Annotated in this window: 19 protein-coding genes; 12 read left to right on the top strand and 7 right to left on the bottom strand. The window is 71.5% G+C overall.

All coding sequences use genetic code 11. The features are described 5' to 3' along the window. Window positions 1-105 precede the first annotated feature (105 nt). Window positions 106-840, bottom strand: coding sequence for a sugar isomerase domain-containing protein (locus tag C4T78_RS01400; protein ID WP_093345983.1), 735 nt, complete (start codon window positions 838-840; stop codon window positions 106-108). A gap of 135 nt (window positions 841-975) precedes the next feature. Between C4T78_RS01400 and C4T78_RS01395 the strand changes: the two genes are divergently transcribed. Further along, window positions 976-1,602: a TetR/AcrR family transcriptional regulator gene (locus tag C4T78_RS01395; RefSeq protein ID WP_093345985.1), complete on the top strand. Its 627-nt coding sequence runs from the start codon at window positions 976-978 to the stop codon at window positions 1,600-1,602. Window positions 1,603-1,713: 111 nt separating this feature from the next. Continuing rightward, on the top strand, window positions 1,714-2,427 hold the full coding sequence (locus C4T78_RS01390; RefSeq protein WP_093345987.1) for an Imm1 family immunity protein: 714 nt from the start codon (window positions 1,714-1,716) through the stop codon (window positions 2,425-2,427). A gap of 30 nt (window positions 2,428-2,457) precedes the next feature. Here the strand turns inward: C4T78_RS01390 and C4T78_RS01385 are convergent, their stop codons facing one another. Then, the gene (locus C4T78_RS01385; RefSeq protein WP_177247376.1) at window positions 2,458-3,285 is read right to left on the bottom strand and encodes a M55 family metallopeptidase; all 828 of its coding nucleotides are present in this window, start codon (window positions 3,283-3,285) and stop codon (window positions 2,458-2,460) included. Between the two features lie 394 nt (window positions 3,286-3,679). Between C4T78_RS01385 and C4T78_RS01380 the strand changes: the two genes are divergently transcribed. Genes C4T78_RS01380 through C4T78_RS01365 form a run of 4 tightly spaced genes read left to right on the top strand, consistent with a single transcriptional unit; the run spans window position 3,680 to window position 9,002 of the window. Then, entirely contained in the window at window positions 3,680-5,488 is a 1,809-nt protein-coding gene (locus tag C4T78_RS01380) for an ABC transporter substrate-binding protein (RefSeq protein ID WP_374703855.1), read from the top strand. 3 nt (window positions 5,489-5,491) lie between these two features. Next, window positions 5,492-6,529, top strand: a complete 1,038-nt coding sequence (locus tag C4T78_RS01375; RefSeq protein WP_093345995.1) for an ABC transporter permease — start codon at window positions 5,492-5,494, stop codon at window positions 6,527-6,529. Further along, window positions 6,526-7,422 (top strand): ABC transporter permease, encoded by an 897-nt coding sequence (locus tag C4T78_RS01370; protein WP_093345997.1) that lies wholly within the window; start codon window positions 6,526-6,528, stop codon window positions 7,420-7,422. The genes C4T78_RS01375 and C4T78_RS01370 overlap by 4 nt, the downstream gene beginning before the upstream one ends. Then, on the top strand, window positions 7,419-9,002 hold the full coding sequence (locus tag C4T78_RS01365; protein WP_093345999.1) for an ABC transporter ATP-binding protein: 1,584 nt from the start codon (window positions 7,419-7,421) through the stop codon (window positions 9,000-9,002). Before C4T78_RS01370 ends, C4T78_RS01365 begins: the two co-directional genes overlap by 4 nt. A gap of 109 nt (window positions 9,003-9,111) precedes the next feature. Here C4T78_RS01365 and C4T78_RS01360 read toward each other — a convergent pair whose 3' ends face one another. Together C4T78_RS01360 and C4T78_RS01355 are read right to left on the bottom strand one after the other, a co-directional pair. Beyond that, window positions 9,112-9,741, bottom strand: coding sequence for a nucleoside/nucleotide kinase family protein (locus C4T78_RS01360; protein ID WP_093346002.1), 630 nt, complete (start codon window positions 9,739-9,741; stop codon window positions 9,112-9,114). 33 nt (window positions 9,742-9,774) lie between these two features. After that, complete coding sequence (locus C4T78_RS01355) at window positions 9,775-10,632, bottom strand: alpha/beta fold hydrolase (RefSeq protein ID WP_093346005.1); 858 nt, start codon at window positions 10,630-10,632, stop codon at window positions 9,775-9,777. Window positions 10,633-10,707: 75 nt separating this feature from the next. On the opposite strand from C4T78_RS01355, the gene C4T78_RS01350 reads away from it, so the two are divergent. Then, a complete protein-coding gene (locus C4T78_RS01350; RefSeq protein ID WP_093346008.1) occupies window positions 10,708-11,277 on the top strand; it encodes a CGNR zinc finger domain-containing protein in 570 nt (189 codons plus the stop codon). A gap of 199 nt (window positions 11,278-11,476) precedes the next feature. Here C4T78_RS01350 and C4T78_RS01345 read toward each other — a convergent pair whose 3' ends face one another. Then, window positions 11,477-12,409 (bottom strand): S66 peptidase family protein, encoded by a 933-nt coding sequence (locus C4T78_RS01345; RefSeq protein ID WP_093348321.1) that lies wholly within the window; start codon window positions 12,407-12,409, stop codon window positions 11,477-11,479. A gap of 211 nt (window positions 12,410-12,620) precedes the next feature. Here C4T78_RS01345 and C4T78_RS01340 point away from each other — a divergent pair, with 211 nt between their 5' ends. From C4T78_RS01340 to C4T78_RS01330, 3 genes are all read left to right on the top strand, one after another. Then, window positions 12,621-13,187: a DUF3090 domain-containing protein gene (locus C4T78_RS01340; protein ID WP_093346011.1), complete on the top strand. Its 567-nt coding sequence runs from the start codon at window positions 12,621-12,623 to the stop codon at window positions 13,185-13,187. 5 nt (window positions 13,188-13,192) lie between these two features. Then, window positions 13,193-13,987, top strand: a complete 795-nt coding sequence (locus C4T78_RS01335) for an SCO1664 family protein (RefSeq protein ID WP_093346014.1) — start codon at window positions 13,193-13,195, stop codon at window positions 13,985-13,987. A 153-nt stretch (window positions 13,988-14,140) separates the two neighbouring features. Beyond that, window positions 14,141-15,085, top strand: coding sequence for an MBL fold metallo-hydrolase (locus tag C4T78_RS01330; protein ID WP_235862988.1), 945 nt, complete (start codon window positions 14,141-14,143; stop codon window positions 15,083-15,085). Between the two features lie 319 nt (window positions 15,086-15,404). Here the strand turns inward: C4T78_RS01330 and C4T78_RS01325 are convergent, their stop codons facing one another. Next, window positions 15,405-16,637 (bottom strand): serine hydrolase domain-containing protein, encoded by a 1,233-nt coding sequence (locus tag C4T78_RS01325; protein ID WP_235862989.1) that lies wholly within the window; start codon window positions 16,635-16,637, stop codon window positions 15,405-15,407. Between the two features lie 129 nt (window positions 16,638-16,766). On the opposite strand from C4T78_RS01325, the gene C4T78_RS01320 reads away from it, so the two are divergent. Together C4T78_RS01320 and C4T78_RS01315 are read left to right on the top strand one after the other, a co-directional pair. Continuing rightward, a complete protein-coding gene (locus tag C4T78_RS01320; RefSeq protein WP_093346019.1) occupies window positions 16,767-18,167 on the top strand; it encodes an ATP-binding protein in 1,401 nt (466 codons plus the stop codon). Then, window positions 18,167-20,119 (top strand): vWA domain-containing protein, encoded by a 1,953-nt coding sequence (locus C4T78_RS01315; protein ID WP_093346022.1) that lies wholly within the window; start codon window positions 18,167-18,169, stop codon window positions 20,117-20,119. Before C4T78_RS01320 ends, C4T78_RS01315 begins: the two co-directional genes overlap by 1 nt. 14 nt (window positions 20,120-20,133) lie before the next feature. Here C4T78_RS01315 and C4T78_RS01310 read toward each other — a convergent pair whose 3' ends face one another. Continuing rightward, entirely contained in the window at window positions 20,134-21,390 is a 1,257-nt protein-coding gene (locus C4T78_RS01310) for a VanZ family protein (RefSeq protein WP_093346025.1), read from the bottom strand. Between the last annotated feature and the right edge of the window lie 113 nt (window positions 21,391-21,503).

Raw genomic sequence — 21,503 nt, 5'->3', positions numbered from 1 at the left:
TTCCGCGCGAAATCGTCGTTCCGCAGGCGCGCGATGCGCCGCTTTCGCGCGAAATCGCCGTCCGGGTGCCGAGGTTCGGCCCGGCGACCGCCGGTCCGGAAGGGCTCAGAGCAGGCCGGGGACTCGCTCGCCGTAGTGGGCGAGGTTCGCCGCGTTCGCCTCGTCGCCGCCGACGGTGTTCGAGCTGCGCCAGACCGGGAGCTCGACGCCCGCGGCCGCGGCCAGGTCGAACAGCTCGACCAGCAGCATGTTCCACAGGAACGCGTTGGACAGGGAGGACAGCGGGGCCGTCACGGGTGCGTCGGCCGGGTAGCTGGCGTCGCCGCCCGGCACGAGGGTGTCCAGCACGATCTCGGCTTCTTCGGCCAGCGTGGTCCCGGCGCGCTTGGGCGCTTCGGCGCTGGCCGCCGGTGAGGTGATGGCGATGACCGACGAGCCCGCCGCGCGGGCGGTGCGGGCCAGTTCCACCGGATAGGGGTTCACCCCGGAGTTGGAGAACACCACCAGCGCGTCCGCGCCGCCCCGGAACCCGGCCGCGGTGAGGATCTCCTCGGCCAGCCCGGAGCGCCGCTCGGTGCGGGTGCTGGGCACCGCGCCGTGCAGCGGCAGCAGGTCGGGGTGGTAGAGGGGCCGGACCGCGGCCAGCCCGCCCGCCCGGTAGAAGGACTCCATCACGCCGGCCAGCGAGTGGCCCGCCCCGGCGGTGCACACCAGGCCGTCCGCGCGGATCGCGGTGAGCAGGCGTTCGGCGGCGGTGCGCAGGTTCTCGGCGTTGTGCGCGCCGATCTTCCGCAGGTGTTCCAGCGTGTGCTCGGCGTGGCCGGGCGCGGTTTCCGACATTCGGTGGCTCCTGTGGGCGAGCGGAAGGGACGTAAGGTCTATACCAATTTGATGACATGGCGGTCAAGGACCGCCTCCACCACTGGTGTGGTGGACGGGTACGCTGTTGATCAGCAGCCGAGACCGAGGGGATGCATGCCGCAACGAGGCAACCGCAGAGAACTGCTCGCCGACGCCGCCATCGAGGTGCTGGCGCGGGAGGGCGGTCGTGGGCTCACCCATCGCGCGATCGATCGTGAGGCCGAGGTTCCCGAAGGCACCACGAAGAACTACTTCCCGACGCGCAGCGCGCTGTACCTGGCCGTCGCGCGCTACCTCGCCGCCCGGCACACCGAAGCGCTGGAAGCGCTGTGCAGCGAGATTCCCGCCGACGTCAGCTCCGAGGACATCACCGCGCTGTACGCGGCGATGCTGCGCCGGATGGCGACCAGCGCGCGGTCGCAGTTCCTGGCGTTGTTCGAGCTGCACCTCGAAGCGGTCCGCAATCCGGAAGTCCGCACCGCGCTGAGCGCGATCACCGAGGCCAACGTCGACACCGCCGTGCACCTGCACAGCGCGGTGGGCAGGCGGATCAGCCGCCGCGGCGCAGGCTTGCTGGACGCGGGAATGCTCGGCGTGGCGCTGTCGATGCTCAGCCTGCCCGAGGACCTGGTCTCCGAGCTCGGCCTGGACGACGCGGACGGGCTGGCGCGGGCGTTATTGGCGCTCGGTTCGCCGCACGGCGGGCCTGCGCTCGGAGTGCTGCGCGACGCCGCCGGCTGAGCCGGTGGCGCTTCGGGGCCGTGCACTGACGCACGGTAGCCTGCTGGGGGACGAGATCTGGGCAGGGGCGTCCTGGGGGTCGCCCACGATCGAAGTGGATGCAGGGAACGCATGTCGAATCCAGCACAAGTCGAGCCCGGCCCGCTAGAACCGCCTGCGGTGGTGTTCGCCCGCCTCGCGGATGTCCCGGTGGACGCTCTGGACAAGCTGATCGAGGCCACCCACGAGGTCTACGACGACCTCAACAAGGTGCTCGGCCACCCGTACTGGGGCGATCTGGTCTACCACCAGGGCGCGGCGATGAAGGCGTTGAAGGAAGCGCGGATCTGCTTGGAGGGGCTGCGCTCCGAGGCCGTCGGTGCGCGCAACACCGAGCTGGGCGTCACCGTCACGACCGCGGTCGTCGGCGGCGAGCGCTTCTACGCGCAGACCGAGGACGACAGGGCCGAACTGGTGGACAAGGTGCTGCGCCCGCCGCAGCCGGGAGCCGCCCACCTCTACGTCTGGGACCGGCCGCACCGGGATCCCGAGGCGCCCGGGCCCTACCTCCAGGTCCGCATCGTCACCGATCCGGAGGAGGAGGTCGGCGTCCTGAACTTCACCGAGGAGTCCGAGGACGGCGAGATGACGTCCTGGCACACCCTCAACCCGGAGCCCTCGCCGGAGGCCCCGGCCCTGCCCTTCGACGCGGGCAGCACGCTGAAGTTCCCGCGCAACGCGGTGCTGCCGTTCCGGGAACTCCGCGCAGCGCTGGACGAATTCACCCGAACCGGGCAGCGGCCGGAGGCGGTCCAGTGGCAGACCGCCCGCTGGGGCGATCTCTGAGAGCCCTCGGCCGGTGCCGGCGCGACCCGGTCAGCCGTAGATCCCCTGGACGGCCCGGGCGGCGATGGTGGTGACGATCTTGAACGCCTTCATCGCCTCGGTCATGTCCGGTGCGTCGAAGCCGACCCGCCGCACGTCCACCTGCTCCACGGTCGGGATCACCGCCGCGGCGGCGGCCAGGTGCGCGGCGTCGAACTCGACCTCGATGCGGTGCGGTCGCACGTCGCCGGCGGTGCGCCCGGCCAGGCGCAGGCTTTCCGCCGCCGCCGAGCGGATGTCGGCCGCGGTGCGGGCCGGTGGGCGGCAGATCGCGGCGTAGCGGCTGACGCACTCCTTGACCACGACGGTGTGCGCCGAGGGCGCGTAGTCGGCGGCTTCCGCGCAGGCCCGGTCGTCCCCGGTGACCAGCAGGACGGGCACTCCGTGCTCGTCGGCGAGCGCCGCGTTCAGCCCGCCCTCGCCCGCCGGGCGGCCGTCCAGCCAGACTCCGGTGATGGAGTTCTCCAGGTAGGTGTGCGACAGCACGCCCTCCTCGCCCGCCCGCGCGTGGTAGCCGAGGAACACCACACCGTCCACATCGGACTCGATGCCCTGCATCATGGACAGCGGCTTGTGCCTGCCGGTCAGCAGCACCGCCCGCTCGTCGAGGTCCTCCAGCAGCAGGTTCCGCTGCGAGGAGTGCGCCTCGTTGACCAGCACGCCGGTGGCCCCGGCGGTGAACAGGCCTTCGACGCAGGCGTTGACCTCGCCGGTGAACAACCGGCGGAAGCGCTGCCACTGCTCGGTTCCGGGCACCACGTCATCGGTCCAGGTGACACCGGTGACGCCTTCCATGTCAGCTGAGAGCAAGATCCGCACGCCCGCCAATCTATTAGAGAATCCTCGACTCGTCCTGCGTGGCGGTGCGGGTGGCGGAACCTCGGCGTCCGCCCGGACTCCGGGACGGACGACCGATGCACGGCGCTCGGGCTGTCCTCGCCAGGCGAACGCTGAGAACCCGCGGCGGTGCCGGTTGCGAGGGTGGGTTGTGCGTTTGCGGCGCAGGCGACGCCTTCTGTTCTCCGGTGCGCGAGGCGTCGCGGTCGCGGCCCGAAAGCGGCGTTCGTCGGAGCGGCCTGTCCAGGCTTTCGGGCGGTGGCGCGCCGATGGTGTAACGGTTCGGTTCCACTGCGTGACGTCAGGTGGCGACAACTCTTGGTTAACCATTGACGAACAGCGCCACGAGGTGGTTCCTTTCTCTCACTCGCCGTGGATGAGGGGGTCACAAGTGGGCAGACGATTCGTCGCGCTCTTGGCCGTGTTGCTCGCCGGATTGATGGTGCCGCTGCCCGCGGCTGCGCAGGAGGACGGCGCGCGGCCGCAGGGTGCCACGCTGCGCATCGGGTTGCAGCAGCAGATCGACTCGCTCAACCCGTTCCTGGGTTACACGCTCGCCTCCACCGACATCTTCCGGTCCATCTACCCGACGCTGACCACCTACCGCGCCGCGGACTTCGAGGTGGAACCGGAGCTGGCCGAGAGGTGGGAGACCTCGCCGGACAAGCTCACCTGGACCTTCCACATCCGGCCCGGCGTGAAGTGGTCCGACGGGCAGCCGGTGACCGCTCGCGACGCGGCCTACACCTTCAACCGGATGATGACCGATCCGGCGGCCAGCACCGCCAACGGCAACTTCGTGGAGAACTTCGACACCGTCACCGCACCGGATGACGGCACGCTGGTCATCCGCACCAAGACGCCGCAGGCCACGATGCTGGCCATCGACGCGCCGATCGTGCCCGAGCACGTGTGGTCGAAGGTCACCGACGTCGCGAGCTTCACCAACGACCAGATGCCGGTGGTGGGCAGCGGGCCGTTCGTGCTCACCGGCTACCGCCCGGAGCAGGACGTCACGCTGACCGCCAACCCGGACTTCTGGCGCGGCCCGGCGAAGGTCGCGCAGGTGCAGTTCATCCAGTTCAAGAACAGCGACGCCGCGGTGCAGGCGCTGCGCAAGGGCGACGTCGACGTGGTGCAGAAGCTCACCCCGGCGCAGTTCGACGCGCTGGCCGGCGAGTCCGACATCCAGCAGGTCAAGGGCCAGGGCCGGCGCTTCTTCGAGATGATCCTCAACCCGGGCGCCGCCAACAGCGAGAACGAGCCGATCGGCACCGGGCACCCGGCGCTGAAGGACGTGCGGGTGCGGCAGGCCATCGATCACGCCATCGACCGGCAGGCGCTGGTCGACCGGGTGATGGGCGGCTACGCGCAGGTCGGTGGCGGCTACCTGCCGCCGATCTTCAGCGACTACCACTGGAACCCGCCGCAGCCGCGGGCCTTCGACCTGGCCGAGGCCAACCGGCTGCTCGACGCGGCCGGCTACCCGCGCGGCGCGGACGGCATCCGGCACACCCCGCAGGGTGAACCGCTGAACTTCGACTTCGTGCTGCACGGCAACCGCTCGGAGGACATCCAGGTCGGCGAGTTCGTCAAGCGGTGGCTGTCGGAGCTGGGCATCGGCGTGGAGCTGCAGCCGGTGTCGGACAACCAGCTCAACGACCGCACCACCGAAGGCGACTTCGACATGGTGATCAGCGGCTGGTCGGCCAACCCCGACCCGGACTACGTGCTGCGGCTGCAGACCTGCGGCGCGCGGCCCAGCCCGAGCGGCGGCGGCAACACCGACTCGTTCCTGTGCGACCAGCAGTACGACGACCTCTACAACCGGCAGCTCGGCGAGTTCGACAAGGCCGCGCGGGTCGACCTGGTCAACCAGGCGCAGGCGCGGTTCTACGACCAGGCGGCCGGGCTGATCCTCTTCTACCAGAACTCGCTGGAGGCCTACCGCACCGACCGCTACGCCGGGTTCACCCTGCAGCCCGCGCAGGACGGCGTCATCGTTGCGCAGCAGGGCTATTGGGGCTACTACGGCGCGGAACCCACCGAGGCGGCGGTCAACGGCACCTCGGGCACCGACTACAGCACCGTGGCGTGGGTGCTCGGCGGAGTCGTGGTGCTGGTCGGCGTCGTGGTGGCGCTGGTGTTCGTCCGCCGCCGGGCGACCGCCGACACCAGGGAGTGAACCGTGTCCGATCTGCTTGCCACCGTCCCGGACCAGGCGCCGTCCAGCGCCGGCCGCCGCCGGTTCGCCCGCTTCCTGGGCGGCAAGGTCGGCGGCGGCCTGGTCAGCCTGTTCCTGGTGGCGGTGCTGGGGTTCTTCCTCTTCCGGGTGATACCGGGCGATCCGGTGCGCACCATGACGCGCGGGGCACCGGTCACCGAGCAGCAGATCCAGGTGCTGCGCGAGCGGTTCGGGCTGGATCAGCCGCTGTGGAAGCAGTTCCTGGACTTCCTCGGCAATCTGCTGCGCGGTGACCTCGGCACCTCCTACACCTACAGCCGCCCGGTCGGGGAGCTGATCCTCGAGCGGATCGGGCCGACGGTGCTGCTGGTGGGCACCGCCACGGCGCTCGCGGTGGTGCTCGGGCTGTGGATGGGCTCGCGGGCGGCGTGGCGGCACGGTGGCGCGTTCGACAAGACATCGACCTCGGTGGCGCTGACGCTGTGGTCGGTGCCGACGTTCTGGCTCGGCCTGATCGTGCTGATGGCCTTCGGCGTCGGGGTCGGCCCGATCCCCGGGTTGTTCCCGGTCGGCGGGATGTCCTCGCCGGACACCCCGGCCGAGTTCCTGCCGCAGCTGCTCGACGTGGCGCACCACCTGGTGCTGCCCGCGCTGACCATGGTCGCGGTGATCTACGCCGAGTACCTGATGGTGATGCGGTCCTCGCTGCTGGAGGAGATGGGCGAGGACTACCTGACCACCGCCCGCGCCAAGGGGCTGCGCGAAGACCTGGTGCGCCGCCGCCACGCGGTGCCCAACGCGCTGCTGCCGACCGTCACGCTGATCTTCCTGCGGATGGGGCTGGTGGTCGGCGGGGCGATCACGGTGGAGACGGTGTTCTCCTGGCCCGGGCTCGGGCTGCTGACCTTCGAGGCGCTGCGGGTGCCGGATCTGCCGCTGCTGCAAGGGATCTTCATCGTGCTGGCGGGGAGTGTGGTGGTGATGAACGTGCTGGCCGAGCTGCTCTACCGAGTGCTGGACCCGAGGGTGCGGGAATCGTGACGGCCACCGCCGGCCAGATCGTCCGGGCGCGCCGCCGGGCGCGGTTGGCCGAGGCGTGGCGCGTGTTCCGCGCCGACCGGGGCGGGCTGGTCGGGCTCGTGGTGCTGGTCGTCGTCGGGCTGCTGGCGCTGCTCGCGCCGCTGCTCACCGACGCCGGTGGCCTGGACGTCACGCGCGCGACCGGCGAGCCGCTGCAGGCGCCCAGCGGCGAGTACTGGCTCGGGACCGATGAATCCGGTCGTTCGGTGCTGCTGCTGACCTGGTGGGGCACGCGGGTGTCGCTGGTGGTCGGGCTGGCCGCGGCGTTGCTGTCGGTGCTGATCGGTGCGCTGGTCGGCGTGCTCGCGGCGCACTTCGGCGGCTGGACCTCGCGAATCCTGCTGCGGTTCACCGACTTCTTCCTGGTGCTGCCCGCGCTCGTGCTGGCCATCGCGCTGTCCACGGTGCTCGAACGCGGGCTGTGGACGATCGTGCTGGCGATCGGTGTGACGTCCTGGCCGCCGACGGCGCGCATGGTGCGGGCGCAGACGCTGACCGTCGAAACCCGCCCGTACATCGAGCGGGCCCGCGCGCTGGGCGCCGGGCACGGGCACATCATCGGCAAGCACGTGCTGCCCGCCGTGGTGCCGCTGGTGTTCGCCAACACCACGCTGGCGGTGGCCAGCGCGATCATCGCCGAGTCCACGCTGTCGTTCCTGGGCCTCGGCGACCCGAGCCTGGTGTCGTGGGGCTCGATGCTGAAGTCGGCGATGGACACCGGTGCGGTGACCGGTGGCGCCTGGTGGTACCTGCTGCCGCCGGGTCTGGGGATCGTGGTGGTGGTGCTCGCCTTCACCCTGTGCGGGCGGGCGTTGGAGACGGTGTTCAACCCGAGGCTGCGGGGGCGGCGGTGAGTCCGATTCTGCAACTGCGCGACGTGTCGGTGACCTACCGGGGCGCGGAGGAACCCGCGGTGCGGGGCGTGAACCTGAGCCTCGGCGAAGGCGAAACCCTCGGGATCGCAGGCGAATCCGGCTGCGGGAAGACGACCGTGGCGATGTCGGTGCTGCGGTTGCTGCCGAGCTCGGCGCGCATCGAGGGGCAGGTCCTGCTGGACGGCGAGGACGTGCGCGAGATGACCTTCGGGCGGCTGCGCGCGGTGCGCTGGGCGAGCGCGTCGGTGGTGTTCCAGGGCGCGATGCACGCGCTGAACCCGGTGCGCACGATCGGCGAGCAGATCGCCGAGCCGATCAAGCTGCACGGCAGCGGCGGCGAGGACCTGCCCGCGCGGGTCGCGGAGCTGCTGGCGCAGGTGGAGCTTCCCGCCGACCGGGCGAACGCCTACCCGCACGAGCTCTCCGGTGGGCAGAAGCAGCGCGTCATGATCGCGATGGCGCTGGCGTGCGAGCCGCGGCTGGTGATCGCCGACGAACCCACCACGGCGCTGGACGTCGTGGTGCAGGCACAGATCCTGGAGCTGATGCGCCGGCTGGTGGCCGAGCGCGGCATCGCGCTGGTGATGATCAGCCACGACCTGTCCGTGCTCTCGGCCAGCTGCGCGCAGCTGGCGGTGATGTACCAGGGACGAGTGGTGGAGCACGGTCCGGCCCAGCAGGTGATGACCCGGCCGCAGCACGAGCACAGCAAGGCGCTGGCCGACGCGTTCCCCACGGTGGGCGATCCGCAGTTCCGGCTCACCGAGAGCGCGTCCCGGGGCGCCGCGCTGCTGGCCGCCGAGGACGTCGCCGTCGACTTCACCGGCCGCTCCGGGCAGGTCGTGCACGCGGTGCGCGGAGTCGACCTGGCGGTGGAGGAGAAGGAGATCGTCGCCCTGGTCGGGCAGTCCGGATCGGGCAAGACGACGCTCGCGCGAACCCTGCTGGGCCTGCAGAAACCGACCAGGGGAGCGGTCCGCTACGACGGGGTGCCGCTGCCGACCGGCACTGCGGGCCTGCGCGACTACCGCAGGCAGGTGCAGCTGGTGCTGCAGGACCCGACGGGAGCGCTCAACCCGCGGCACACGGTGTACGAGGCGGTGGCGGAGGGACTGCGGATCCACGGCATCACCGACGACGAGCGCGGCCGGGTGACCGCGGCGCTGGAAGCGGCGGAGCTGCGGCCCGCGGAGAAGTTCTTCGGCCGCCTGCCGCAGGAGCTCTCGGGCGGACAGCGGCAGCGCGTGGTGATCGCGGGCGCGCTGGTGCTGGAGCCGAAGGTGCTGGTCGCCGACGAGCCGGTGGCGTCGCTGGACGCGACCGTGCGCGGCGAGATCCTGTCGCTGCTGCTGCGCCTGCGCGTGGAGCGCGACCTGTCGACGCTGGTGATCACCCACGACCTGGGCCTGGCGTGGAACATCGCGGACCGCGTGGCGGTGATGTACCGGGGCGAGCTGGTGGAGGTCGGCCCGGTGGAGCAGGTCCTCCTGGACCCCCAGCACGACTACACCAAGACACTCCTGGCCGCAGTCCCCACCGTCGAACGCCGCGTGGCGTAGGACCGGCGAGAGGCAAGGTTTCCGCTGGTCAGAGGCCGTGAGTGCATTGGGGTGCTATAGCACCCCGAACCGCTCACGTGTCTTGACCAGGGACGGAACACGCGGCTGCTCATTCCAGGCTGTCCACCACCGCGGGACGGCCCGGGCGGTCGACTCGGACGACGCAGTCCGCCAGGTGGTGCGGGGAGACCTCTTCGGCGTAGCGGTGGAAGGCCGGGAGGGTCCAGCTGTCCTCGGCGGGGGTTCGGCGGTTCAGGGCCGCTTCGGGGAGCCAGAGGTGGACGGTGAAGTCGAACGGCAGGCCCGCGCCGAGCAGGAGCGGTCCGTCCACCACGGCCACCGCCCGGTCCGGGAGCTGGACGCGGGGCAGGCGGGGCGAGCGGTCCGCCGCGGCGTCCCAGAGCGCGGGCAGGACCCGGCCGCTCCCGCTGTCGGACAGCGGGTCCAGCACCTCGCGGGTCAGGCCGCGCAGGTCGAACCAGTTCGCGTAGTACGAATCCGGGTCGTGGTGGCCGTGTTCCAGGCGCAGGGACGCCGGGCGCAGGTAGTCGGCCATGCGGATGCGGATCACCTCGCGGCCGCGGGTGCGCAGCGGTTCCACCAGGGAGTCGGCGAAGTCGCCGGTGTCGGCGGCCGGGGCGCCGTCCACCGCGATCCGCGCCCAGCGGCGGGGCAGTGCTTCGATGCGGTCGACCAGCTCCGCCGCCAGCAGTTCGGGCGTGACGGGTCGGACTCGCATGGGGCACCTCTCGCTCGCTGACGAGGTTATGAACTACCTCCCGGGCGCCAGGAATTCCCGCAGCTGCGCCAGCACCTGCTCGGGGCGCTCCTCGGCCAGGAAGTGCCCGCAGTCGGCGATCTCGGCGCAGGTCGGGTTCTCCGCGTAGTCGCGCCAGATCTCGCGCATCGGCAGCTTCGCGGGCAGGCCCGCCGATCCCCACAGCGCCAGCACCGGCATGGTCAGCTTGCGGCCGGCGTCGGCGTCGGCGTCGTCGTGCTCGCTGTCGAGCGGGAACGACGCGCGGTAGTCGTCGAAACCGGCGCGCAGCGCTCCCGGCGCGGAGAACGCGCGCACGTACTCCTCGATCGCCGAGGTCTCCAGGCCGTGCCGGTTCACCGTCCAGCGCTCGAAGAAGTACCCGAGGTAGCCCGCGACGTCGTTGCCCACCAGGCGTTCCGGCAGGTCCGGCTGCAGGTGGAAGAACCAGTGCCAGTAGGCGGTGCCCGCCTCGGTGTTCATCAGCCGCCACATCTCGCGGGTCGGCACGATGTCCAGCAGCGCCAGCCGGTCGACCTGGTCCGGGCGGTCCAGGCCCCAGCGGTGCGCCACCCGCGCGCCGCGGTCGTGGCCGACCACGCTGACCGAGTCGAAGCCCAGCGACGCCACCAGCTCGGCCATGTCGGTGGCCATCGTGCGCTTGTCGTAGCCGTCGCGTGGCTTGTCGGTGCGGCCGTAGCCGCGCAGGTCCGGCGCGATCACCGTGTGCGTGCGGGCCAGCTCCGGGATCAGCTTGCGCCAGCAGTGGCTGGTCTGCGGCCAGCCGTGCAGCAGGACCAGCCCGGGTCCGCTGCCCGCTGTCGTGTAGTGCACGCGCAGGCCGTTGACCAGGGCGACTTCGTCGGACGGCATCGATCGACTCCGTTTCTAACTGTCTAAGGGGGTTAGAGATTAGGATGGTAGATCGACGGCAGGGGGAGGGCAAGGATGGGCGACTGGGTCCACGACGGCGGCCGGCTCTGCCTCGACCTGGTCAACACGCTGCGCGACCGCTACCGCGGCGGCCGGGAGCTGCTGGTGACGCCGGACGCGCTGGCCGAGTGGCTCCGCGAGGTGGGGCTGCGGTCGGAGAGCTCGCCGTCGGAAGCGCACGTGGCGGACGCGCGAGAACTCCGCGAAGCGATCGACCGGGCTGTGGACGCCCGTGCGCGGGGTTCGGCGATCGCGGAATCCGATGTGGAGCTGGTCAACGCGGCGGCACGCGGCGAGAACCGTGCCGCGGTGCAGCTGCGCCTCGGTGCGGGCGGAGTCGTCGAGGCGTTCCGCCCGGAGCCGCAGGACCCGGTTCGGGCGGCTCTGGCGGAAGTCGCCGTCGATGCGATCGAACTGCTGGCCGCCGACCCGTTCCCGCGAGTGGCGGTCTGCGCCTTCCACCGCTGCGGACTCCGCTTCCTGGACACCTCACCGGCCCGTAACCGGCAGTGGTGCTCGATGGCCAGATGCGGCAACAGGGCCAAAGCCCGCCAGCACTACGCCCGCCGCAAAGGCGGTTCCTGATCCCGATCCTCGGCCGGACTGCGCGCCGGCGCGCTCGGGCGAGTGCGATTTCAATGGAAATCAGACGTCCGATTTCCATTGAAATCGCGTCAATCCCGACACGCGGTCGGCGAGTCGGGATCCCGACACGCCGAGGAGGGCGTCGACTTCCATTGAAGTCGGACACCTGATTTCCATTGAAATCGCGTGGTGGCTCCGTTCAGAGCAGAGCGGGTTTCAGGATCGACAGCCGTTGGGCGTCGGTGTCGAGTTCGGCGGCGACACCGAGCGGGACGGTGCGCTGCGCGGCGCAGTGGCCGAAGCCGAGTTCCCACAGGATCGGCACGCCCAAGCCGCCCAGCCGGTCCGACATCACCGCGCGGACCTCCTCCAGCGGCCCGCACTCGGTCCACGAACCGAGCGCGATGCCCGCGGCGCGGTCGAACCAGCCCGCGCGCAGCAGCTGGGTGAGGAACCGGTCCAGCTGGTAGGGGGATTCGGTGATGTCCTCCAGCAGCGCGATGCCGCGCTCCGGCGGCGTCGGTGCGTCGGGGGCGCCGAGCGACGCCGCGACGATGCTGAGGTTGCCGCCGTAGGTGGTGCCTCGGGCGCGCCCGCGCACCAGGGCGTCCGCGGTGGAGCGGGTCAGGATGGTGACCGACTCGGGCTGGAAGAGGGTGCGGCGCAAGTGCTCCCGCGCGGCGGCGTCCTCCGCGAACGCTTTCGTGGCGACCATCGGGCCGAACACCGTGACGAGGCCGAGCTGCGTGGCGACGGCGTCGTGCAGGGCGGTGATGTCGCTCGAGCCGGTGAACACCTTCGGGTCCGCCGCGGCCATCTCCGCCCAGTCGAGGTGGTCCAGGACCCGCATGCTGCCGTAGCCGCCGCGCGCGCAGAGCACCGCGGCCACATCCGGATCGCACCAGGCCTCCTGCAGGTCGGCGGCCCGGTCGGCGTCGGTGCCCGCCAGGTAGCCCAGTCCCGGATGGCGGTCGCGGACGTGCTTGCCGACGCGCACCTGCAGGCCCCAGGCGCGCAGGTGGGCGAGCCCGGCGTCGAGCAGCTCCTCCGGCACCGGCCCGGCCGGGGCCACCACCGCCACCGTGTCACCGCTGCGCAACCTCGGCGGACGACGTAGTTCGCGCATGCTCATCGGCGTGCTCCATCCCGCGATCTTGACCACCGCCGGTGAGCGTATCGGCCCGGCCCCCGGCGCGCTCCAGTTCGCCATTGGCGAACATCGGCGAAACCGGTGGTGGGCGGGCGGGATCTGCGGGTAGACCGGCACCTGGTGCGGCGGTGACCAACAAAACGGGGGCCAGCCGCGCACCCGGGGCGCTCGGTGGCCTAGTGTCGGAGGGGTCATGGCTCGTGTCATCCACGTCTTCCGTCAACCTGACCGATTCGTCGCCGGAACGGTCGGGGAACCCGGTGAGCGCACTTTCTACCTGCAGGCGTCCGAGGACGTCCGCACGGTGAGCGTGCAGCTCGAGAAGCAGCAGGTGTCGGTGCTGGCCGAACGCATCGGCGCGCTGCTGGAGGAAGTGCAGCGGCGCTTCCACGCCGACCTGCCCAACCAGACGCCCGAGGCGCTCGTCGACACCGAACCGCTGCAGGTCCCGGTCGACGAGGAGTTCCGGGTCGGGACCATGGGGCTGGGCTGGGACGCCGAGACCGAGGCGGTGGTGGTCGAACTGCTGGCCGTCACCGACGAGGAACTCGACGAATCGGTGGTGCTCGACGACACCGAGGAGGGACCGGACGCACTCCGGGTGTTCCTCAGCCCCGCGCACGCGCGGGCGTTCGCCGAGCGCGCCGAACGCGTCATCAACGCCGGCCGCAAGCCCTGCCCGCTGTGCGCCGAACCGCTCGACCCCAACGGCCACATCTGCCCGCGCCAGAACGGCTACCGCCGTTCGGAAGAGGTCTGAGGCACGTGCGCGCGGGCGATCCCGCGGTGCACGAGCTGCTCCTGAACGGACGCTTGGACGTCCAGGGGCGGTTGGTGGAGGCGTCGAACGCCACGCTGTTCTGCGGGATCGAGATCGACGGCCTGTCCGCTGAGTGCGTTTACAAGCCGGTGCGCGGGGAACGCCCGCTGTGGGACTTCCCCGACGGCACGCTGGCCGGCCGCGAGGTCGGCTCCGCCCTCATCGCCGAAGCGACCGGCTGGGAACTGATCCCGCCGACGGTCTTGCGCGACGGGCCGTTCGGGCCGGGCATGGTGCAGCTGTGGGTGGATGTCGAGGAGGACTCCGGGCTGGTCGGCATCGTCGCCCCGGACGAGGTGCCGGACGGCTGGCTGCCGGTGCTGCGCGCCCAGGACCACCACGGTGATCCGGTCGTGCTGGCGCACGCCGACCACGAGCAGCTGCGCCGGCTGGCGGTGCTGGACATCGTGATCAACAACGCCGACCGCAAGGGCGGCCACATCCTGCACGCCCCGGACGGCCGCGTGCTGGGCGTGGACCACGGAGTCAGCCTGAACACCGACGACAAGCTGCGCACCGTGCTGTGGGGCTGGATCGGCGAGCCGCTGCCGGCCGACGCCGTCGACAAGCTGGGCGAGCTGCGGGCCCTGATGGAGGGCGAGCTGGCGGCCCGGCTGGCCGAGCACATCACGCCGAAGGAGGTCCAGGCGATCAGCAACCGCATCGACCGCCTCCTGGGCACCGGCGTCTTCCCGGCGCCCTCCGGGGACTGGCCGGCGATCCCCTGGCCCGCGTTCTGACTGAGCCGTTCCAGGCTCGTTCCGCGCGGAGGTGCGGCCTGCGACGCCTCACCAGCCGCCGACGAACGCGGTGACCGGGCGAGGTTCTGCCGGGACTGTGATCCTCGAGGATTGCGGGTGCGGTGGGCGGTGCGCGCAGGGCAGTCTTGGGTGGTGTCGATCCAGCACCAGCCGCCTCGTCTCCAGCCCTCCTACGCCGATCGCCTGCACGCTCCGCTGCCCAGCTTCCGGGACGTGATGCGGCTGATGTGGACCGGCGAGTTCCGCGGGCGGGTGGAGGACGCCGACCGGATCCCGGTGCTGCGCAGCGGGCTGGCCCCGGTCGCCGCGCAGGACACCGCGCTGAGCTGGGTCGGGCATTCCACGTACGTGCTGCGGATGGGCGGGGCCACGGTGCTCACCGACCCGGTGTGGTCCTCGCGGATCCCCGGCGTGCCGCGGCGCTTGACCCCGCCGGGCGTGGCCTTCAGCGAGCTGCCGCCCATCGACGCGGTGGTGATCAGCCACAACCACTACGACCACCTGGACGCTCCGACGATCCAGCGGCTGCCGCGGTCGACGCCGGTGCTGGTGCCCGTCGGGCTGGGCCGCTGGTTCCGGCGGCGCGGCTTCACCGAGGTCGTCGAGCTCGACTGGTGGCAGTCGGCGGAGGTGGCCGGGCTGACCTTCGACTTCGCCCCGGCCCGGCACTGGAGCCGCCGCGGCCCGCGCGACACCTGCCGGAGCCTGTGGGGCAGCTGGATGATCACCGGGCCGCGGCACCGGGTCTACCACGCCGGCGACAGCGGCTACGGCCCGCACTTCGCCGAGATCGGGCAGCGGTACCCGGACATCGACGTGGCGATGGTGCCGATCGGTGCCTACGACCCGCGCTGGTTCATGAGGCCGGTGCACATGGACCCGGAGGAGGCCGTCCAGGCGGTCGCGGACCTGGGCGCGGCGCACGCGGCGACGATGCACTGGGGCACCTTCGTGCTGACCCGAGAACCGGTGGTGGAGCCGCTGGTCCGGGTCCGCAAGGCCTGGCGCGAAGCGGGCCACGACCCGGACCGGCTCTGGGACCTCGCCGTCGGCGAATCCCGCGTCCTCCCGGCCTGACCACACCACACCACTCCACACCGCTCCGCGGGAGGTCATCCGCAATTTCAATGGAAATCGCACGTGCAATTTCAATGGAAATTGGACCCCTGATTTCCATTGAAATTGCGCGGAATCCGACGCGCCGTCGGCGTGTCGGACCCCGACACGCCGTCGGTGTGCAAATTCCATTGAAATCAGACGTCTGATTTCCATTGAAATTGCGTGTCGTCCGGACGTGCCGTCCGGATGTGCCGTCCGGAGGTGCCGTTGGTGTGTCCGGCGTGGTGGGGGCTCAGTCGGCCAGGGTTCGGTCGGCTAGGGCTCGGTCGACTGGGGGTCAGTCGATGAGGGCTTGGTGGACGAGTTGGTGGAGCTGGGAGCGGATGGGGTGGGTGCTGGAGGGCATCAGCTGGGTCAGGAAGAGGACCGTCAGGTCTTCCGCCGGGTCGACCCAGAACGCCGTGCTGGCCACGCCGCCCCAGGCGTACTCGCCCGCCGAGCTGATCACCTTGCCCGCCGCCGGGTCCTGCACCACCGAGAAGCCCAGGCCGAAGCCCTTGCCCGCGTTGCGGGCCTCGGAGAACGAGTTGAGCGCCATCGATTCCAGGTCGGCCCCGCCCGGCAGGTGGTTGCGGGTCATGTAGTCGACGGTGCGGCTGCCCAGCAGCCGGGCGCCGTCCAGCTCGCCCCGGCGCAGCAGCATCTGGGTGAAGCGGTGGTAGTCGTGCGCCGAGGAGAACAGCCCGCCGCCGCCGGAGAGCGCCTTGGGCAGCTCGAAGGCGGCCGCGTGCGCCTCGTCGTGCTGGGGGTGGCGGCGCGCGAGGCCCTGCGGGTCGGCGATGTAGAGGGTGGCCAGCCGGTCGGCGTCCTCGCGGGCGACCGCGAAGCCGGTGTCGGACATGCCCAGCGGCTCGAAGATGCGGGTGCGGAAGAACTCGTCGAGCGTCTGCCCGGAGATCACCTCGACGATCCGGCCGAGCACGTCGGTGGCCACCGAGTAGTTCCAGGCCGTTCCGGGGTCGAACAGCAGCGGCAGCGAGGCCCAGGCGTCGCAGCAGCCCGCCAGGTCCAGCCGGGAGCCGAGGCCGTTGCCGAAGCCGGCGCGGCGGTAGAGCTCGTCCACCGGGTGCACGTGGTGGAAGTCGTAGGTGAGCCCGGAGGTGTGGGTGAGCAGGTGCCAGATCCGCATCTCCTCGCCCGCCGGGCGGGTCTGCGGCGCGCTGGCGCTGCCGCTGGTGTAGACGCGCATGTCGGCGAAGGACGGGATGAAGTCGCTGACCGGGTCGGTGAGCTCGAGGGCGCCCTCCTCGTGCAGCATCATGATCGCGGTGGAGGTGATCGGCTTGGTCATCGAGAAGATCCGGAACAGGGTGTCCGGGCGCACCGGCGCGCTGCTCTCGACGTCGCGCATGCCGTGGGTGGCCAGGTGCGCGATCTTGCCGCGGCGGGTGACCAGGACCAGCCAGCCGGGCAGCTTCCCGGTGTCGACGTACTGGGCGAAGTGCCGGTCGATGCGCCGCAACCGGGCTGCGTCGAAGCCGACTTCACCGGGGTCCACCTCGATCTCCACTGATGTCCCTCCTCGCGCCACCGGATACGTGGTGTTTCTACACGTCGCGAGCGGCGGCCAGCCGCCCGGGATGCGAAAACCTTTCTGCTATTTCGGCGTTCGTCGGCCTCGCCGGGTAGCGTCGGCAGGGTGACGAACCCGACCCCACCTCCCGGTCTGCCCCGCACCGCGGGGGAGCTGCGGGCCAGCGGCCACGCTCCGCGCAGTGTGAAGGCCGAGTTGCGCGCGAACCTGCTGACCGCCCTGCGCTCCGGCCGGGCGCTGTGGCCCGGCATCGTCGGCTTCGACCGGACCGTGCTGCCGCAGCTGGAGCGCGCCCTGATCGCCGGGCACGACGTGGTGCTGCTCGGCGAGCGAGGGCAGGGCAAGACGCGGCTGCTGCGCAGCCTCACCGAGCTGCTCGACGAGTGGACGCCGGTCATCGACGGCTCCGAGCTCGGCGAGCACCCGCTGCGACCGATCACCCCGGCTTCCCGGCGGCGGGCCGCCGAGCTCGGCGACGAGCTGCCGGTGGCCTGGCGGCACCGCGGCGAGCGCTACGCGGAGAAGCTGGCCACCCCGGACACCTCGGTCGGCGACCTGGTCGGCGACGTCGACCCGGTCAAGGTCGCCGAGGGCCGGTCGCTGGGCGACCCGGAGACCATCCACTTCGGACTCGTGCCCCGCGCGCACCGCGGCATCGTGACCGTCAACGAGCTGCCGGACCTGGCCGAGCGCATCCAGGTCGCGCTGCTGAACGTGATGGAGGAGCGCGACATCCAGATCCGCGGCTACAACCTGCGGCTCCCGCTGGACGTGCTGCTGGTCGCCACCGCCAACCCCGAGGACTACACCAACCGCGGCCGGATCATCACGCCGCTGAAGGACCGCTTCGGCGCCGAGATCCGCACGCACTACCCGCAGGACGTCGACGACGAGGTGGCGCTGGTGCGCCAGGAGGCGGACCTGCCCGCCGAGGTCGGCGACCACCTGCTGGAGGTGCTGGCCCGGTTCGTCGGCCACCTTCGCGAGTCGACCGCCGTGGACCAGCGCTCCGGCGTGTCGGCCCGGTTCGCCATCGCCGCCGCCGAGACCGTCTCGGCCGCCGCGCTGCACCGCGCCGCCGTGACCGGCGAGCACCCGGCGGTGGCCCGGCCGGTCGACCTGGCCACGGTGCCCGCGGTGCTCCGCGGCAAGATCGAGTTCGAGGCGGGCGAGGAGGGCCGCGAGGAAGAGCTGCTGGGCTACCTGCTGCGCCGTTCGGTGGCCGACACCGCGCGCGGCCTGTTCGCCGGGCTCGACCTGCAGTCGCTGGCCCAAGCCGTGGCCGACGGCCACCCGGTGGCCACCGGGGAGCGGGTGTCCGGGCACGACGTGCTGACCGCGCTGCCGGAGCTGCCGGTGCTGCACCAGGTCGCCGAGCGGCTGGAGGTGCGGGCGGGTGATCCGCCCGGACGAATCGCCAGCGCCGTGGAGCTCGCGCTGGAATCGCTGTTCCTGGCCAAGCGGCTCGGCAAGGACGCCGAGGACGACAGGTCGGTGTACAGCTGATGTCCCCGCGGTTCCGGTACGACGCGTGGCACGGCGGGCCCGATCCGCTGGAACCGCCGGTGGACCTGCGCGCCGCGCTCGACCAGCTCGGCCGCGACGTGATGGAGGGCGCTTCACCGCGCGCGGCGCTGGAGGAGCTGCTGCGCACCGGCACCCGCGACGTCTCCGGGCTCGACGACCTGACCCGGCGGCTGTGGCAGCGGCGCAGCGAGCTGCAGCGGCGCCACCGGCTGGACGGCACGATCGCCGAGGTGCGGCGGTTGCTGGATCGCGCGCTGCAGCAGGAGCGGCTCGCGCTCGCGGCCGACACCGGAGAGGACGCGCGGTTCCGCGAGCTGCAGCTGGACGCGCTGCCGCCGGACGTGGCCGGGCAGGTCGCGGAGCTGGCCAACTACGACTGGCGCTCAGCGGAGGCGCGGGAAGCCTTCGAGGAGATCCAGCAGCTGCTGGGCTCGGAGGTCCTCGAGCAGCGCTTCCAGGGCATGAAGCAGGCGATGCAGCAGGTCACGCCCGAAGACGTCGAGCGGGTGCGGGAGATGCTCGACGACCTCTCGGCGCTGCTGGCCGCGCACGCCCGCGGCGATGCGGACGTGCCCCAGCAGTTCGAGCGGTTCATGGCCAGGCACGGGGAGTTCTTCCCGGAGAACCCGCGCGACGTCGACGAGCTGATCGACGCGCTGGCGGCGCGTTCGGCCGCGGCCCAGCGGCTGATGAACTCGATGAACGACCAGCAGCGCGACGAGCTGATGGCCTTGTCGCAGCAGGCCTTCGGCGATCCGCGCATCGCGCAGGCGTTGCAGAGCTTGGACCGGCAGCTGCAGCAGCTGCGGCCGGGCGAGGACTGGACGGGCCGGGCGCGATTCCGCGGAGATCAGCCGATGGGGCTGGCGGAGGCGACGGCCGCGATGGCCGAGCTCGGCGAGATGGACCGGCTGGCCGAGCAGCTCGGGCAGGCCTATCCCGGCGCGAGCCTGGCCGACATCGACCTGGAGGCGCTGGAGCGGCAGCTCGGCCCGCAGGCGGTCGTCGACGCGCAGCGGTTGTCGCAGATCGAACGGCAGCTGCGCCAGCAGGGCTTGCTGCAGCGCGCGCCCGACGGCAGCCTGCGGCTGAGCCCGCGCGCGATGCGGCGGCTCGGCGAAACCGCGCTGCGCTCGGTGATCTCGCAGCTGCGATCGCAGCGCGGTGAGCGCGACACCGACCGCGCGGGGGCGGCGGGCGAGCTGACCGGGACGACGCGGCCGTGGAACTACGGCGACTCGGAGCCCTGGGACGCCTCCCGGACGGTGCGCAACGCGGTGCTGCGCCGCGCGGCCGAGGGCGCGGACTCGCCGCTGCTGGACATCGCGGATCTGGAGGTCGCCGAGACCGAGCAGCGCTCGCGGGCGGCCGTCGTGCTGTGCGTGGACACGTCGTGGTCGATGGTGCAGGACGGCCGCTGGGTGCCGATGAAGCGCACCGCGCTGGCGCTGCACCACCTGGTGGCCACCCGGTTCCGCTCCGACGCGCTGCAGCTGGTCACCTTCGGCCGCTACGCGTCCACTGTGGAGGTCGGTGAGCTCGCGGCGCTGGAGGGCGTCTGGGAGCAGGGCACGAACCTGCACCACGCGCTGCTGCTGGCCGGACGGCACCTGCGCCGCCACCCGGACGCCGAACCGGTGGTGCTGGTGGTCACCGACGGCGAGCCGACGGCCCACCTGGAACCCGACGGCGAGGCCGTCTTCCAGTACCCGCCGGACCCGCGCACCCTGGTCGCCACGCTGTCCGAAGTGGACGCACTGGCTCGCCTGGGCACGACGCTGAGCGTGTTCATGCTGGGCGAGGACCCGAGGCTGGCGGCGTTCGTGGACCTGCTCGCCCGCCGCGGCGGCGGCCGGGTCGTGGCACCATCGGCCGACGGCCTCGGTGCGGCGGTCGTCGGCGACTACCTCCGCACCAAGCGCCGCCGCTGAACCGGCTCAGCCGATCACTCGGCCGGGATCTTGGCCGTGGCCTCGTCCTCCGGGGCGGGCTCCTGCGGAGCGCGGCGGGCGCGCTTGTGGGGGAGGGCCTTGTTGTGGACTCCGGAGAGCAGCTCGTGGAAGCCAAAGCGGTCCGGGTTGCGGTAGAGGGCCACGCAGAACACCAGGAGCAGCGCGCCGCACACCAACGCGGTCAGGAAGCCGAAGATCAGCAGCGGCTCGAACCCGCCGAGCGCGTAGATCAGCTCCAACGGCTCGTCGAGCAGGGTGCGGGCGGCGCCGAACAGCAGCTCGCCCGGCAGGCTCAGCAGGACCGTCACCCCGAGCATCATCACGCCCGCGATCGGGACCATCGGGAGCGCCAGCACCACGGCTCGGACCAGCAGTCGCCACGGCGCGGGCCGCGCGTTCTCGTCGGGGCCGACGAGCTTGAGCAGCAGCAGCCTCTTGCCCGGTGTGCCGCCCAGGGTCCACGGGATCAGGACGAAGTACACCAGCACCGTCAGCAGCAGACCGCTGAGGAAGCCGACGTCGACGAACAGCGCGGCCACCAGCGTGCAGAACAGCATCGCGAACGGCAGCAGGCACATGTCGACGATGAACGCCACCAGGCGCCGTCCCAGCGGAACCGGGCGGCGGGCCAGCACGCCGTCGTCGATGGAGTCCAATGTGGGCAGCCATCGGGTCAGCGGCCCGGCCAGCCACCAGCCCAGCATCGCGCCGGAGGTGTTGGTGATGATGTCGTCGACGTCGGCCAGCCGGTACGGGCAGGCGTAGAGGCCCCACACGCCGGTGTACTGGGTGAGCTCGAAGAACAGCGACACGCCGAGGCCGATCGCGGCGGTGGTGAGGAAACCGCGCTTGAAGTGGTAGCGCAGGTACATGCCCAGTGGCACCAGCAGCGCCACGTTCAGCGTCGCCTGCCACACGGCCGGGTTGTGCAGCACGAGAGCGCCGAAGCTGACCTCACCGCCGGCTTCCTTCCAGATGTCGCCGAAGGTGTTGCCGGGTGTCAGCGCGGGCTGCGCCATCTTCGGGTACTTCGCGCACACGTCCACCACCCGGGAGGGCAGCGGGATCAGCGTCATGAAGAACGCCGTCAGCGCGTAGAACAGGAAGCTGTAGAACGACAACGTGCGCCAGCTCGTCATGACGCCGTGCCTGCGGTAGGTGACCACCGCGGCGGGCAGGAACAGGACGATGGCGAGCAACGGGAAGATGAGCGCCGCTGTCTTGATGGGCAGCAGGTGAACGCTTGACACGGGTGGCAACTATACGGTCGCCCGCCCGGGTGCCCGTCGGCAATCCCTCCTGCCGAGGAGGATCCCGGCGTGGAGCGTGCGCCGCGTTGCGGCTCCGGACCTGCGCGTTCACC

The sequence above is a fragment of the Saccharopolyspora kobensis genome (genome assembly GCF_900108315.1).
In the GTDB taxonomy this organism is placed as follows: domain Bacteria; phylum Actinomycetota; class Actinomycetes; order Mycobacteriales; family Pseudonocardiaceae; genus Saccharopolyspora; species Saccharopolyspora kobensis.
The sequence above is the reverse complement of the archived record's forward strand: the minus strand, read 5'-3'. Positions and strand labels throughout refer to the sequence as shown.

Coding starts and splice junctions, on each gene's coding strand:
- C4T78_RS01360 (WP_093346002.1), bottom strand. CDS start 9,741: ATGCGAGTCCGACCCGTCACGCCCGAACTGCTGGCGGCGGAGCTGGTC.
- C4T78_RS01340 (WP_093346011.1), top strand. CDS start 12,621: ATGGCTCGTGTCATCCACGTCTTCCGTCAACCTGACCGATTCGTCGCC.
- C4T78_RS01345 (WP_093348321.1), bottom strand. CDS start 12,409: ATGAGCATGCGCGAACTACGTCGTCCGCCGAGGTTGCGCAGCGGTGAC.
- C4T78_RS01395 (WP_093345985.1), top strand. CDS start 976: ATGCCGCAACGAGGCAACCGCAGAGAACTGCTCGCCGACGCCGCCATC.
- C4T78_RS01400 (WP_093345983.1), bottom strand. CDS start 840: ATGTCGGAAACCGCGCCCGGCCACGCCGAGCACACGCTGGAACACCTG.
- C4T78_RS01380 (WP_374703855.1), top strand. CDS start 3,680: ATGAGGGGGTCACAAGTGGGCAGACGATTCGTCGCGCTCTTGGCCGTG.
- C4T78_RS01355 (WP_093346005.1), bottom strand. CDS start 10,632: ATGCCGTCCGACGAAGTCGCCCTGGTCAACGGCCTGCGCGTGCACTAC.
- C4T78_RS01390 (WP_093345987.1), top strand. CDS start 1,714: ATGTCGAATCCAGCACAAGTCGAGCCCGGCCCGCTAGAACCGCCTGCG.
- C4T78_RS01315 (WP_093346022.1), top strand. CDS start 18,167: ATGTCCCCGCGGTTCCGGTACGACGCGTGGCACGGCGGGCCCGATCCG.
- C4T78_RS01350 (WP_093346008.1), top strand. CDS start 10,708: ATGGGCGACTGGGTCCACGACGGCGGCCGGCTCTGCCTCGACCTGGTC.